Source organism: Sphingomonas kaistensis (genome assembly GCF_011927725.1).
Taxonomy (GTDB): domain Bacteria; phylum Pseudomonadota; class Alphaproteobacteria; order Sphingomonadales; family Sphingomonadaceae; genus Sphingomicrobium; species Sphingomicrobium kaistense.
The window spans coordinates 1,183,311-1,196,146 of the sequence record NZ_JAATJC010000001.1; the positions used below are offsets into that span (position 1 = coordinate 1,183,311).

15 protein-coding genes are annotated in these 12,836 nt (G+C 68.0%); 13 read left to right on the forward strand and 2 right to left on the reverse strand.

The window, feature by feature from the left end; translation table 11 throughout:
* The first annotated feature begins 1 nt into the window (after position 1).
* From GGQ97_RS05815 to tatC, 8 genes are read left to right on the forward strand one after another with little or no spacing between them, the layout of a single operon-like run.
* Positions 2-751, forward strand: a complete 750-nt coding sequence (locus GGQ97_RS05815) for an SPOR domain-containing protein (protein WP_168068064.1) — start codon at positions 2-4, stop codon at positions 749-751.
* An 18-nt stretch (positions 752-769) separates the two neighbouring features.
* Positions 770-1,408: an SPOR domain-containing protein gene (locus GGQ97_RS05820; RefSeq protein WP_168068065.1), complete on the forward strand. Its 639-nt coding sequence runs from the start codon at positions 770-772 to the stop codon at positions 1,406-1,408.
* A gap of 3 nt (positions 1,409-1,411) precedes the next feature.
* On the forward strand, positions 1,412-2,422 hold the full coding sequence (gene nagZ / locus GGQ97_RS05825; protein WP_168068066.1) for a beta-N-acetylhexosaminidase: 1,011 nt from the start codon (positions 1,412-1,414) through the stop codon (positions 2,420-2,422).
* A 9-nt stretch (positions 2,423-2,431) separates the two neighbouring features.
* Positions 2,432-3,178, forward strand: a complete 747-nt coding sequence (locus GGQ97_RS05830) for a segregation and condensation protein A (protein WP_168068067.1) — start codon at positions 2,432-2,434, stop codon at positions 3,176-3,178.
* Positions 3,175-3,747, forward strand: a complete 573-nt coding sequence (gene scpB / locus GGQ97_RS05835; RefSeq protein ID WP_168068068.1) for an SMC-Scp complex subunit ScpB — start codon at positions 3,175-3,177, stop codon at positions 3,745-3,747. Before GGQ97_RS05830 ends, scpB begins: the two co-directional genes overlap by 4 nt.
* Before the next feature lie 32 nt (positions 3,748-3,779).
* Entirely contained in the window at positions 3,780-4,058 is a 279-nt protein-coding gene (locus tag GGQ97_RS05840; protein ID WP_168068069.1) for a twin-arginine translocase TatA/TatE family subunit, read from the forward strand.
* Between the two features lie 12 nt (positions 4,059-4,070).
* Positions 4,071-4,493 (forward strand): Sec-independent protein translocase subunit TatA/TatB, encoded by a 423-nt coding sequence (locus tag GGQ97_RS14320; RefSeq protein ID WP_245197897.1) that lies wholly within the window; start codon positions 4,071-4,073, stop codon positions 4,491-4,493.
* Positions 4,490-5,260, forward strand: a complete 771-nt coding sequence (tatC, locus tag GGQ97_RS05850) for a twin-arginine translocase subunit TatC (RefSeq protein WP_168068070.1) — start codon at positions 4,490-4,492, stop codon at positions 5,258-5,260. Before GGQ97_RS14320 ends, tatC begins: the two co-directional genes overlap by 4 nt.
* A gap of 283 nt (positions 5,261-5,543) precedes the next feature.
* On the opposite strand, the gene GGQ97_RS05855 is transcribed toward tatC, so the two are convergent.
* Together GGQ97_RS05855 and GGQ97_RS05860 are read right to left on the reverse strand one after the other, a co-directional pair.
* Entirely contained in the window at positions 5,544-7,106 is a 1,563-nt protein-coding gene (locus tag GGQ97_RS05855; RefSeq protein WP_168068071.1) for a sensor histidine kinase, read from the reverse strand.
* Between the two features lie 31 nt (positions 7,107-7,137).
* Positions 7,138-7,356, reverse strand: coding sequence for a NepR family anti-sigma factor (locus GGQ97_RS05860; RefSeq protein ID WP_245197898.1), 219 nt, complete (start codon positions 7,354-7,356; stop codon positions 7,138-7,140).
* 237 nt (positions 7,357-7,593) lie between these two features.
* Here GGQ97_RS05860 and GGQ97_RS05865 point away from each other — a divergent pair, with 237 nt between their 5' ends.
* The 5 genes from GGQ97_RS05865 (at position 7,594) to GGQ97_RS05885 (ending at position 12,822) form a co-directional block, all read left to right on the forward strand.
* Positions 7,594-8,394 carry a response regulator gene (locus tag GGQ97_RS05865; RefSeq protein WP_168068072.1) on the forward strand — a complete coding sequence of 267 codons (801 nt, stop codon included), beginning with the start codon at positions 7,594-7,596 and terminating at the stop codon, positions 8,392-8,394.
* 78 nt (positions 8,395-8,472) lie between these two features.
* Positions 8,473-8,613, forward strand: coding sequence for a hypothetical protein (locus GGQ97_RS05870; RefSeq protein ID WP_168068073.1), 141 nt, complete (start codon positions 8,473-8,475; stop codon positions 8,611-8,613).
* 13 nt (positions 8,614-8,626) lie between these two features.
* A complete protein-coding gene (locus GGQ97_RS05875; RefSeq protein WP_168068074.1) occupies positions 8,627-9,322 on the forward strand; it encodes a sigma-70 family RNA polymerase sigma factor in 696 nt (231 codons plus the stop codon).
* A 363-nt stretch (positions 9,323-9,685) separates the two neighbouring features.
* Positions 9,686-12,370: a bifunctional [glutamine synthetase] adenylyltransferase/[glutamine synthetase]-adenylyl-L-tyrosine phosphorylase gene (locus tag GGQ97_RS05880; RefSeq protein WP_168068075.1), complete on the forward strand. Its 2,685-nt coding sequence runs from the start codon at positions 9,686-9,688 to the stop codon at positions 12,368-12,370.
* Positions 12,367-12,822, forward strand: coding sequence for a peroxiredoxin (locus GGQ97_RS05885; protein ID WP_168068076.1), 456 nt, complete (start codon positions 12,367-12,369; stop codon positions 12,820-12,822). Before GGQ97_RS05880 ends, GGQ97_RS05885 begins: the two co-directional genes overlap by 4 nt.
* Positions 12,823-12,836: the final 14 nt, after the last annotated feature.

Genomic DNA, 12,836 nt, shown 5'->3' on the forward strand with positions numbered 1-12,836 from the left:
CATGGCGGCCACGTCCGAGCGTCTGCCCTGGCTGAACGACGAGCCTGCCGCGGCGGGTTCGGCAATGCCTGCAAAGAAGAAGCCGGCCGGAATGATGTGGCCGTGGTATCTTCTGCTGGCGCTGGTCGTCGCGGCCGTTGGGGCGGGTGCCTGGTGGCTCAGCACCGGCAAGGAAGCCGCCCCGCCGCAGCTTCCCGCCGAGCAGTCCATCCCCATTCCCATCACGCAGGCACCCCCCGCGGATCCGGGCGCCGGGCCGGTCCCGGCCGAGCCGGAAGGGCAAGCGGTGGAAGCCCCCCGGCCGTCATCCACCGCGACCGTTACCCGGCGTCCGGCCGGCAGGCCCGCCGAGCGCCGCTCCGCAGCGACGGTGGCGAGCGATGTCGAGGGGTCGGACGGCCCGGTGGGACGCTCGATCTTCCCCGCCGATGACGCCACCGACACGCTGCCGGCACCCGGCCCGACGCCCGTCGTCGCTTATAATCCGCGGCCTTATGGCGGGCGGGTGGTCCAGCTCGGGGCCTTTCCGACCCGCGCGCAGGCCGAGGCCAACTGGCAGCGGATCACGCGCCGCTACCCTTACCTCATCAGCAAGCCCAAGATGGTGAATACGGTGGACGTCCGCGGGCTCGGCGGCGGGCGCCCGACGCGAATGTACCGGCTTCAGCTCGGTACCTCTTCGCAAGCGCAGTCGGTTGTCATATGCCAGCAGCTCGAGCGGGCGGGTCACTCATGCGTGGTGGTATATTGAATGGCGACTAGGGGCGGGATGACTGGCGAGCCGCTGCCGTGGCTTGAACCGGTCGAGGACGAGGACGAGCCGCCTGCGCTTTCCGCGCGCAAGATGGGCGCTGCGATCCTGGTCGTGCTGCTGGCCGCGGCGCTGGTTGCCGGAACCCTCTACTGGATCGGCCGCAGCAATGCCGACGAAGGCACCGGCGCGCCCGAGCTGATCAGGGCCGAGCCGGGCCCGGCCAAGATCAAGCCCGACGATCCCGGCGGGATCGACGTCGCCGGCGACAGCGAGACCGCATTTGCGACCGGCGCGGGCGAGAAGGTCGACGGCCAGCTCGACCTCGACGCCGTTCCGGAGGAAGCGATCGCCCGTCCGCAGAAGGCCGAGCCTGCGCCGGCCGCCGAGGAGGCCCAGCCGGCCACGCCTGCGCCGCCGCCGCCGGCCGGTGCCGCCAACCAGGTCCAGCTCGGCTTCTACGGCTCCGCAGCCGAGGCCGAAGCGGCATGGAAGACGCTGTCCGGCCGCTTCCCGGTGATCGCCGGTGCCGGCAAGATCGTCATTCCCTATCAGTCGGGACAGCGGCTCCGGGCCGGTTTCGCCAGCCCCGCCGAAGCGCGGTCGGCGTGCCAGCTGCTCAAGGCGGCGGGCGATGCCTGCTTCGTGGTGCGCTGAGCCATGCAGGCAGCAATCTACGGCCTGTCCGGCCTTACCCTCACCGCCGACGAGCAGGCCTTTTTCCGCGACGTCGATCCGGCCGGCTACATCCTGTTCGCGCGCAACTGCGGCGACCCCGAGCAATTGAAGGCGCTGACCGCTTCCTTGCGGGACCTCCACGGCCGGGCCGACCTGCCGATCCTGATCGACCAGGAAGGCGGGCGGGTGATGCGGATGAAGCCCCCTGCCTGGCCTTCGCTACCGGCGGGCGGCGCGTTCGAGAAGCTTTACCAGGCCGCGCCCTCGTCGGCGATCGAGGCGGCGCGGATGAATGCCCGGGCAATCGGCCTGATGCTCTCGGCGCATGGAATCAACGTCAACTGCGTCCCCAACCTCGACGTCCGCCAGCCCGACGCGGACAAGGTGGTCGGTGACCGCGCCTACGGCACCGAGCCGATGCAGGTGGCGGCGATCGGCCGCGCGGTCCTCGACGGCATGGCGTCAGCGGGCGTGGTCGGCGTGGTCAAACACATGCCGGGCCATGGCCGCGCCACGGTCGACAGTCACAAGGAATTGCCCCGCGTCACGGCCTCCGCCGAAGAACTCGACAGCGACCTCGAACCCTTCGAGGCCTTGCGCGAGGCGCCGATGGGCATGGTCGCGCACATCCTGTTCGAAGCCTGGGACCGCGAATTGCCGTCCAGCCAGTCGCCTTTCATCATCGAGGAAATCATCCGCAAGCGGATCGGCTTCTCGGGCCTGCTGATGACCGACGACATCGGGATGGAGGCCTTGAACGGCTCGGCCGGCGAGCGGTCGGCCGCGGCGCTTGCGGCCGGCTGCGACCTGACGCTTCATTGCAGTGGCGACTTCGCGGAAATGCTGGATGTCGCCGCGCACGTCGGGGCAATGGACGGCGAGGCCGAGGGGCGGCTTGCCCGGGCGATGGCCGGGGCCATGCTGGGCGCTTCCGACGGACCCGATTTCGCCGGGGCCGTGGCGGTTCGTGACGAGCTTCTGGCGCTCGCCTGATCCGGCGGCATGAGCCTGCTCGAGGATACGCCGGACGACACTCTTCAGCTCAGCCTCGGCGCGTGGGAGGGGCCGCTCGACCTGCTGCTCAACCTCGCCCGGGCCCAGAAGGTCGACCTGCACGAGATCTCGATCCTGACCCTGGTCGAGCAATATCTCGACTTCCTGGAGAATGCCCGCGCACTGCGCCTCGAGGTCGCTGCCGATTACCTGGTGATGGCGGCCTGGCTCGCCTACCTCAAATCCTGCCTGCTGCTGCCCAAGGATCCGACCCAGGACCCGAGCCCCGAGGAACTGGCCGCCTTGCTCCAGCTACGTCTGCAGCGGCTCGACGCGATGCGCGAGGCCGGGGCGCGCCTGATGGGACGCGACCGCCTGGGACGCGACGTCTTCACTCGCGGCCAGCCCGAAGGATTGCGCCAGATCCGCAAGTCGCGCTGGCAGGTGTCGCTGTTCGAACTTGCCGCGGCTTACGGACAGGTCCGCGCCCGCTCCGCGCCGGTAATGCACGTCGTCGCGCGCCGGGCGGTGGTGACGCTGGAGGAGGCGATCGAGCGGGTGTCGTCGCTGATCGGAAGCGCGATCGACTGGACGGTGCTGGAGCTGTTCCTCGAACCGACCGCCGATCCGGAGCGGGCCCGGTCGGCGCTCGCCTCGTCCTTCGTCGCCGCGCTCGAGCTGGCGCGGCAGGGCCGGGTGGAGCTTCGCCAGGCCCAGCCATTCGCCCCCCTCGAACTGCGGCGGGCACAGCGATGAGCGGCGACCGCTACGACCGGGCGGTGGAAGCGGTGCTGTTCGCCGCTGCCGAACCGCTTCGGGTCCAGGACATCGTCGCCCATGCCGGCGACGGCGACGTCGGTGCCGCGCTTGCCGCCATCCAGGCGCTCTATGCCGATCGCGGCATCCGCCTGGTCGAGCGGGGCGGGCGCTGGCACTTCGAAACCGCGCCCGACCTCGCCCACCTCCTGCGCCGGACGCGCGAGGAGCCGCGCAAGCTGGGCCGCGCCGCGACCGAGACGCTCAGCATTATCGCCTATCACGAGCCCGTCAGCCGGGCCGAGATCGAGGCGATCCGCGGGGTCCAGACGTCCAAGGGCACGCTGGATGTGCTGATGGAAGCGGGGTGGGTGCGGCCGGCCGGGCGCCGCGACGGCCCGGGGCGACCGCTGCTTTACGCCACCACGGCAGAGTTCCTGTCCCATTTCGGGCTGACGAGCCGCCGCGACCTGCCGGGAATCGACGATTTGCGCGCCGCCGGGCTCCTGGAGGCCCCGCAGAGCGTTATACCGGGACTGCAACTAGAAAGCGGCGATGAAGAGGACTAGATAGCCTCTCACATTAGGGAGTTTTGGTTCTCATGGGCGGTTTCAGCCTCATTCACTGGCTCATCCTCGGCGTGGTCATCCTGCTCCTGTTCGGCGGCAACCGTTTCTCGTCGATGATGGGCGATGTCGCCAAGGGCCTGAAGAGCTTCAAGCACGGCATGGCCGATGATGAAGACGAACAGCGTCGCAAGGCCGAGGAGCAGCGCCGCCTGGGTTCGGTCGAGCGCCCCATCGACGTGACGCCCAACCCGCGCGTGGCCGATCCTGTCGCGCCGCCGCCGCCACCGCCCTCCGACACCATTCCGCGCTGATCCCGCCGCCGCATGTTCGGCGTCGATTCGACGGAGCTGTTGATCATCGCGCTTGCAGCGCTTGTGTTCATCGGACCCAAGGAGCTGCCGGGCGCGATGCGGCAGGTCGGCCGCTGGGTCGGCCGGGCCCGCGCCCATGCGCGCCATTTCACCGCCGGCATCGAGAACATGATGCGCGAAGCGGAGCTGGAGGAAATGGAAAAGCGCTGGCGCGAGGAAAATGAACGCATCATGCGCGATCACCCGGTGGCAGCCCCGTATCCCGGAGCCGCCGAGGCGGTGAGCAGCCCCTTGCCCGCTCCGGAGCCTTCGCCCGCCCCGGAGCCTTCGCCTGCCGTTGAGGAGGAGCGCACGCCCCCCGCGCCCAGTCTCGCGCCAGACGAGCCCGGGCTTCCGTTGCCCGAGCCCGAGCACCAGCGGCGCGAGCTGCCGTGAACGACCTCGACGAGAGTAAGGCGCCCTTATTCGACCATCTGGTCGAGCTGCGGAAGCGGCTGCTCATCTGCATCGCCGTGCTCGTGGTGGCGTTCTTCGCCTGCTACGCCTTTGCCCGCCCGATCTTCGCGGTCCTGATCCAGCCGCTCAAGGACGCCGGCGAGACGCGGGTGATTTACACCGACGTGTTCGAAGCCTTCTGGGTGCAGGTGAAGGTCGGTCTGTTCGCGGCGCTAATGATCTGCTTCCCGGTGATCGCGACGCAAGGCTGGCGGTTCGTCGCGCCCGGCCTCTACGCCAAGGAGAAGAGGGCGGTCCTGCCGTTCCTGCTCCTGACCCCGGTCTTCTTCGGCGGCGGGGCTGCCTTTGCCTATTATCTCGCTATGCCGTGGGCGCTGCATTTCCTGCTCGGGTTCCAGGGCGACATCGGCGGGGTCAGCCAGGAAGCGTTGCCGGGGGTCGGCAATTACCTGTCCTTCGTGACCCGCTTCCTGTTCGGCTTCGGGGTCGCCTTCCTCCTGCCGATCCTGCTCATGCTTCTGGAACGGGCAGGACTGGTCACTGCGGCCCAGCTGGCGGCCAAGCGCCGCTACGCCATCGTGGGTGCGTTCGCGCTCTCGGCGGTTCTCACCCCACCCGACGCGATCAGCCAGCTGATGCTCGCGATCCCGTTGTGGATGCTCTACGAAAGCTCGATCATCGCCATCCGCTTGACCCATTGGCGGGCGAGCCGGCGGGAGCCGCAATCCGCTTCACCCGGCGAGTAATCGCCCGGTCGACGAGGGATCTCCGCGAGGCAATGGACCGCGCGTCGTGCAAAGCCAGGATTTCGTGAAGGAACTGCCCCGGACGCAAAGCGGGCCCGAAATCGTCACCGGGGGGGGGAGGGTTGACGACTTCGGGCCCGTGTAAGCGGATAACGAGAGCGGGGGGGCAAAAGGTCGCTATCCGAAGATAAAAACGGTGATGTCGGCGAGGGGTTCCGAGCCGATGTAAATTTTTTTGACGGCCATGGATTGGCCTCGGCGGGGCGCTCCCCGCCGCGGCGGTTTAGACCTGCGGGCGAGGCGCGAAGACCGGGAGATCGACGCTGTAGTGCCCTTCGGTCCGCTCCAGCACCGAGCGGAGCTGCTTGGCCAGTCCGGCGATGATCCGTTCGAATTGCTGGTGCTCGGCTTGGCTGGCGATGTCGCTCGCCAGGGCACCGGTGGCGAGGGTGAAGCGCGCGCTGCTGTCGCTGATCCGGTGCAGGGTCAGCGTGACCGGCGCGTCGGGGCGCGTCAGCATCGCATGTTCGACGATCTCGGTGGTGAGGAACGCCGTCGCGACCGCCACGTCCTGCGTGGTGTTGAGGCTTTCGAGATCGAGGTTGATGTCGAGCCGGCGGGCGCTGTCGGGCGCGCTGCCGCGCAGGTTGGAGGCCAGTTCGCTGATCAGCGGACGAAGCGCGATCCCGCGATTTTCCTCCAGCTCGGCGAAATGGTTGCGGTGCACCACGGCAAGTGCGTCGACCCGCCGCCCGATTGAGGAATAAGCGTTCTGCGCATCGTCCGACTTGGCGCTGCGGCGATGGATGTTGAGCAGCGACGCGACCACCTGGAGGTTGTTCTTCACGCGGTGATGCACTTCGCGGACCAGCTTGCGCTGGCCCTCCAGCGCCTCGCCCATGTCCTTTTCGCTCTGCTCGATCCGTTCCACCGCGCGGGTGAAGGAGGCGCCGAGCTCGCGGATCTCGATCGCGGATCCGAGCCGCGCGGGCAGCTGCAGCGGGCCCGATCCCGGCTCGTGGGCAGCGATCGACTGGCTGATCTTGCGCAGCGGCGACAGCAGGAAGGTGCGGACCACCAGCCAGCTGAGCAGGGCGGCAACGATCCACATCAACAGTGGAAGCAGGATCAGCAACCGGTCGACCGACGCGATATGCTCGCTCGGAACATCCACCGCGACGTCGATCTGCCCGTTCGCGATCGGCTGCCGGAAGCTCGTGATCGTCATGTCCGGACCAAGGTTGCCGCTCCGCTCGCCCTCGTCGCTGATCTGGAGCTCGCCGCCGCCTGCGGCGACCAGCGTAAGCCCGGAGGTCCCGGCCCGGGCAGCGCTGAGCGCCGTGCGGAACTGCTCCCGATCGATCGAGCCGGTCACCGAACCACCGACGATCCCGACCTTGTAGAACAGCCGGCCGCGTTCGGGGACGAGCCACATGCGGACTTCCTGCGGCGCCACCAGCACCGTCGGGCGGCCGCCGTCGTCGGGCCTGCCGCGCCAGCAGATGCGGGTTCCGAGCGGGTCAGACAGCAGGAAATTCTCGGGCGCGTTGGGGGCCGCGTCGAGCGCGCGCCTGACCCGGTCGCAGGGATCCCCCTCCGCGCCGAGCTCGCCATTGGCTGCGATCCGGAGTGCAAGCAGGTTGCGGGCGATCAGGCCGTCGATGGCGCGCACCGCCAGCTGACCCTGGTCCCTTGCGCGTGAGGAAAGTGCGGTATTGGCCTGGTTGATCCCGCTGCTTGCCGCAGCAACCAGCACCAGCCCCAGCGGAAACAGGGCCGCGCTCATGAAAAGCAGCAGCCTTCCGGCGGTGGGAAGCTGCCGGAACCAGTTTTTCAGGGATGTCATCAAGCAGTCGCCTGAACGAGGTAGGCCCCGCTCAGCTCAGCTTGCCAAGAAGGTTGAGGAAATCATCGGGAACGTCTTCGCGCAGAGCTTCATCATACGCACTGCGCAGCGCCTTGCCGACATCGTCGGCAGCGGGGTTGCGACGCTTCGCGCCCTTTGTGCTCTTCGTCTTGTCGTCCTGTGGATGGGACTCGTTGCTATTCGCACTCAATCCTTCGATCCCCTCCCGCCGCAGCGTAGCTTCGCGCAAGTTCCTGTCCTTGTGAACGGGCGTAGCGTCTAGCCCCCTATGAGTCGGGCAGCCGACCCGTCAACCGGGGGCTGCTCGCACACGAAACCAAATGCCCGCTTCTTTGTTCCGACCGCTGAACAAGGAAAAACGAAGTGTCCCGGTGGCGGTTCCGCTGCGCCGGGCCTAGGCTTGCAGTTTCGCCGGCCGGCTCCCAATAGGGGCGCTAGATCTGAACACAGGAGCAACGAGATACCCATGTCGCTAGGCCAGGAACTCGCGCCGCATCTGCCATTTTTGCGGCGCTACGCCCGCGCCCTGACGGGCAGCCAGACCCATGGCGACGCCTTTGTCCGTGCCACCCTTGAAGCCATTGTCGCTGCTCCCGAAAGCTTCCCGCGGGAGGTCGAGCCGCGCCTCGGGCTGTACAAGACCTTCCACGCCATCTGGTCGACCGCCAACATCGAGGAAGGGTCCGACGGCGATAATGGCCTCGGCAATCCCGAGGCGATCGCGCAGGCCCGTCTCAGCCGGATCACGCCGCTGTCGCGCCAGGCGCTGCTGCTGACCGCGCTCGAGGGCTTTTCCGCCGCCGACGCCGGCTACCTGATCGGGGCCGAGCCCAACGAGATCGACAATCTCGTCCAGGAAGCGCTCGGCGAGATCGAGCGCCAGACGCTTGCCGACGTCCTGATCATCGAGGACGAGCCGATCATCGCGATGGACATTGAAACCATCGTCCGTGACCTTGGACACAGCGTCACCGGCGTTGCGGTGACCCGCGACGAAGCGGTGGCGCAGGCTCGTGCCCACCCGCCGGGCCTGGTCCTTGCCGACATTCAATTGGCCGACGATTCCAGCGGCATCGACGCGGTTCGCGATATCCTTGCCGAGTTTGCGGTTCCGGTCATCTTCATCACTGCCTTCCCGGAACGCCTCCTCACCGGCACCCGGCCCGAGCCGACGTTCCTGATTACCAAGCCCTTCCAGCGGGCGACGGTGAAGGCGGCGATTGCCCAGGCGCTGTTCTTCGATGCGGCGACCGTACCGGCAGGCTGAGTCCTCTCGACGGACCGGGAACCTTGGTTCCCATCGTTGCGTTGGCGCTCCAAATACTTTCGGGGAGTGCACTTACTCATGGATCCCAATCATCCGGATCATCTGACCGGAACCGAAGCGCGTGCCGGGACCACTCCGGGCGTCGCTCGGGTTGCCCTGTTTGGCGGACTGACCCTTGTCATTATCGCCTTTGCAATCATCTATTTCGTCGCGGGCTGAGTTGGAGTGCGCGATGGCGGGCGCGATACGCGCCGAGAGCAACAGTGAAGGCGGGCGGGCTTACGTGAACGACGATCTGGATAATCAACCGGCGGAAGCGGCCCGGGCCGAGCCCGTTCCGCTGTCAGATCCGGAATTCAAGACGCAGCTGGCCCAGGTCATTCCGCATCTTCGCGCGTTCGGACGGTCGCTGTCCGGAAGCCGCGATTTGGCCGACGATCTGGTCCAGGAAACCCTGCTCAAGGCATGGGCCGCCCGCAAGCGGTTCCAGGCCGGCACCAACATGCGGGCGTGGACCTTCATCATCCTTCGTAACCTGTTCCTCAGCCAGATGCGGCGTGCCCGCTTTAAGGGCGAGTGGGACGAGATCACCGCCTCCAAGCTGCTTGCCGCACCCGCCAGCCAGGATCGCCATGTCGAGCTTGGTGATATGCAGCGCGCCCTGCAGCACCTGCCGCAACCGCAACCGCAGCGCGAAGCGCTGATCCTGGTCGGCGCGGGCGGATTCGCCTATGAGGAAGCGGCCGAGATCTGCGGCTGCGCCGTGGGCACGATCAAGAGCCGCGTCGCCCGTGGCCGCGTCGCGCTCGAGCAGTTGCTGTCGGGCGGCAAGCTGCCCAGCCGCCGTCAGCACAAGACCGACCCCAACAACAGCGTGCTGTCGCAGATCATGGGCGAAGTGGATGAGCTGGCCGGGCCACGCCACTGAACCTGCTCTGACAAAGACCCCAAAAAAACAGGCCGTGTCCCGGGTATTCCCTGGAACACGGCCTTTTTTATATTTTACGCCAACAACCGGATTTCGCCGGAAAGGGCATCACCCCAGACGCGCCAGCAGTTCTTCGAACTGGCGGTCCTCACTGCCTGCGGGGACAGCCGCAAAGGCTCTCCGCAGGGCAGCGGTGACACCGGCATGTGCAGGCGGTAGCTCGACCCTGATGATACGTCGATCAAGCTGGGAAGTCGTGAGCACCGCCGCCGCCTTATTGTCAGGTGCGGGTTTCATTTGCGAGTTCAACGCAGAAAGGCGTGTTTCGTTTCTCTGTACGTCGGCTGAGCGACGGAACGGCGCATGACTGAGGCTTCGGCGACACTTCGGCGGGACGCATTGGAACGGGCGCGGCGCTGGTCGCCGTTCCTCCGCGGTCTCGCCGAACGGCACCCGGATCTTGTCGAGGCGTTCGAGCGACAGGGTAGCGAAGCCGCCCTTGCGATGGCCGACCCGGCCGAGCTTCCGGTCGCGGTCGGGTTGCGGCGGGCCCGCCAGCGGCTTGCCCTCGCGACGGCGCTCGGCGACCTGTCGGGGGAGTTGCCGCTCGAAGCGGTGACCGCGGCGCTATCCGACTTCGCCGACGCCGCCATCCATGCCGCCCTCGCCCAGGCCATCGAGGAGCGCACGCCCGGACAACCGGTCGCCGGCCTGACCGTACTTGCCTTGGGTAAGCTTGGCAGCCGCGAACTCAACTATAGTTCGGACGTCGACCTGATCCTGCTATTCGACCCCGATACCCTGCCGCGCCGCGCCCGCGACGAGCCGGGCGCGGCCGCGGTGCGCCTCGGCCGGCGACTGGTCGAATTGCTGCAGGAGCGCACCGCCGAGGGCTATGTCGCGCGCGTCGACCTTCGCCTGCGTCCCTCGCCCGAGGTGACGCCCATCGTCCTCCCGGTCGGCGCAGCCATTTCCTATTACGAAAGCTCGGCGCTGCAATGGGAACGGGCCGCCTTCATCCGCGCCCGGGCCTGCGCGGGCGACATTCCGCTGGGGCAGCGCTTCCTCGAGGAAATCCGCCCGTTCGTGTGGCGCCGCGCGCTCGACTTCGGGGCGATCGACGACATTCGCGACATCTCGCTGCGGATCCGCGATCATTATGCGCAGGGTCAGCTATTCGGCCCCGGCTATGACCTCAAGCGTGGACGCGGCGGGATCCGCGAGGCCGAGTTCTTCACCCAAGTCCAGCAACTGGTCCACGGTGGCCGCGAACCGGCGCTGCGGGCGCCCGCCACACTCGATGCTCTGGCCGTGCTTTCGGCGGAAGGGCGGCTCGACGAGGCGCAGGCCGCGGGAATCGGGGCGGCCTATCGCGCGCTGCGCACCGCCGAGCACCGGGTCCAGATGATCGACGACCGGCAGGAACATCGCCTTCCGGCCGGTGAAGCGCTGGAGGCGGTGGCGCGGCTTGGAGGTCACGACGGCGCGGCCGCCTTGCTCGACACGCTGCGTCCGCATGTGGAGGCTGTCGGACACAGTTTCGACAGCCTGGTCCGGACCCGCGACCGCCGCTTGTCCAATGATCCCGACCTTCTTCTCCAGGAACTCGGCGGGATGGGCTGGCCCCAGCCGGCCGAAGCTGCCCGGCGGGTCGCGGACTGGCGCACCGGCAAGGCGCGGGCGCTGCGCTCGCCGGCGGCGCGATCGGCCTTCGAGGGCATGTTGCCGACCCTGCTGCCCCGGATCGCCTCCGCGGCCGATCCGCAGCGCGCGCTGAACCGCCTGAGCGACGTCATCGATCGCATGTCGAGCGGCCTCAACTTCTTCCGCCTGCTCGAGGCCCGGCCGCAGCTTGCCGACCTGCTCGCGCTGATCCTCGCCCAGGCTCCGGCGCTGGCCGACCAGTTGGCCCGGCGGCCGACCCTGCTCGACGGGCTGATCGACGAAAGCAGCCTCGCCGAACTGCCCGAAGCCGACACGCTTGCCGAGCGCTTCCTCCTCGCCGTTCGCAACGATCCGCTCGATGCCGCGCTGGACCGCGTCCGGCGGCTGGTTGGCGAACGACGTTTCGCCCTCGGGGTGCAGCTGATCGCCGCGACCCGCGATCCGATCGCCATCGCCGAAGGCTATAGCGCCCTTGCGGAGGCCGCCGTGCGGGTGATCGCCGCCAAGGTCGGGGATGCCTTTGCCGAAGCGCATGGCCGGATCGCCGGCGGCGATCTTGCGGTGGTGGCACTGGGCCGGTTTGGGGGCAGGGCACTGACCCATGCCAGCGACCTCGACCTCATCTTCCTGTTCGACGCGCCGGACGGTGCGCGCTCGGACGGTCCGCGACCGCTCGGGCCGACCGACTATTTCAACCGGCTTGCGAGCCGTATCGTCGCCGGCCTGTCGGTGCAGACCGCCGCCGGCCCACTCTACGATGTCGACACCAGGCTCCGTCCGCAGGGCGAGCAAGGGATGCTGGCGGTCAGTTGCCAGGCGTTCGCCGCCTACCAGCGCAACGAAGCCTGGACGTGGGAGCATCTCGCGCTGTGCCGCGCCCGTCCGCTTGCGGGAAGCTCCGGCTTCCAGGCCGAGGTCGCCGCGCTGATCCAGTCGATCCTGAAGGAGCCTCGCGACCCCGCAAAGGTCCGGCAGGACGCCGCTGCGATGCGGCTCGACATCAGCCGCCACAAGCCCCCGTCCGGACCTCTCGACGTCAAGCTCGGGCCCGGTGGGCTGGTCGACCTGGAATTCGCCGTTCACGTCCTGCAGCTGACCAGCGGTATCGGTCTCAATCCGCGCCTCGAACGCGCGCTTGCCGAACTGACGGAGGCGGGGTTGATCGACGAGGAGGCCGACCCCGACCTGCGCCTTCTCACCCGCTTCCTGGTCGTGCTTCGGCTGGTTGGCCCGGATTCCGCGGCGGAGGTGCCGACGCCCACCCGCGCCCTCGTCGCAAGCCTGTGTGGACAGAGCGACTGGAATGCGCTGTTGGCGGCGCTCGACGCGGCGCGGACGCGGATCGCCGCGCGCTGGCAGCAGGTAAGGGAAGGCAAGACATGATCGAGGAAGGCGGCCGGGCACCGGCACTCGAAGTGGAAACCAGCGCCGGCGAGCGCATCGACCTCGCCAACCCCGGTGGCAAGCTGGTGCTTTACTTCTACCCCAAGGACGACACGTCGGGTTGCACCCGCGAGGCGCAGGACTTCACCGCGCTTGCCGACGACTTCGCCGCCGCCGGCACCCGCGTCATCGGGGTGTCGCGCGACAGCGCCAAGAGCCACGACAAGTTCATCGCCAAATATGACCTCAAGGTACCGCTCGGGATCGACGAGGGCCCGCTCAGCGAGGCGTTCGGGACCTGGGTCGAGAAGAGCATGTACGGCCGCAAATATATGGGTATGGAACGGGCGACCTTCCTGCTCGGCGCCGACGGCACGGTCATCAAGGCCTGGCGCAAGGTCAAGGTGCCCAATCACGCTGCCGAGGTGCTGAAGGCCGCCCGCGGGAGCTAAGCGCCGCCGCGATT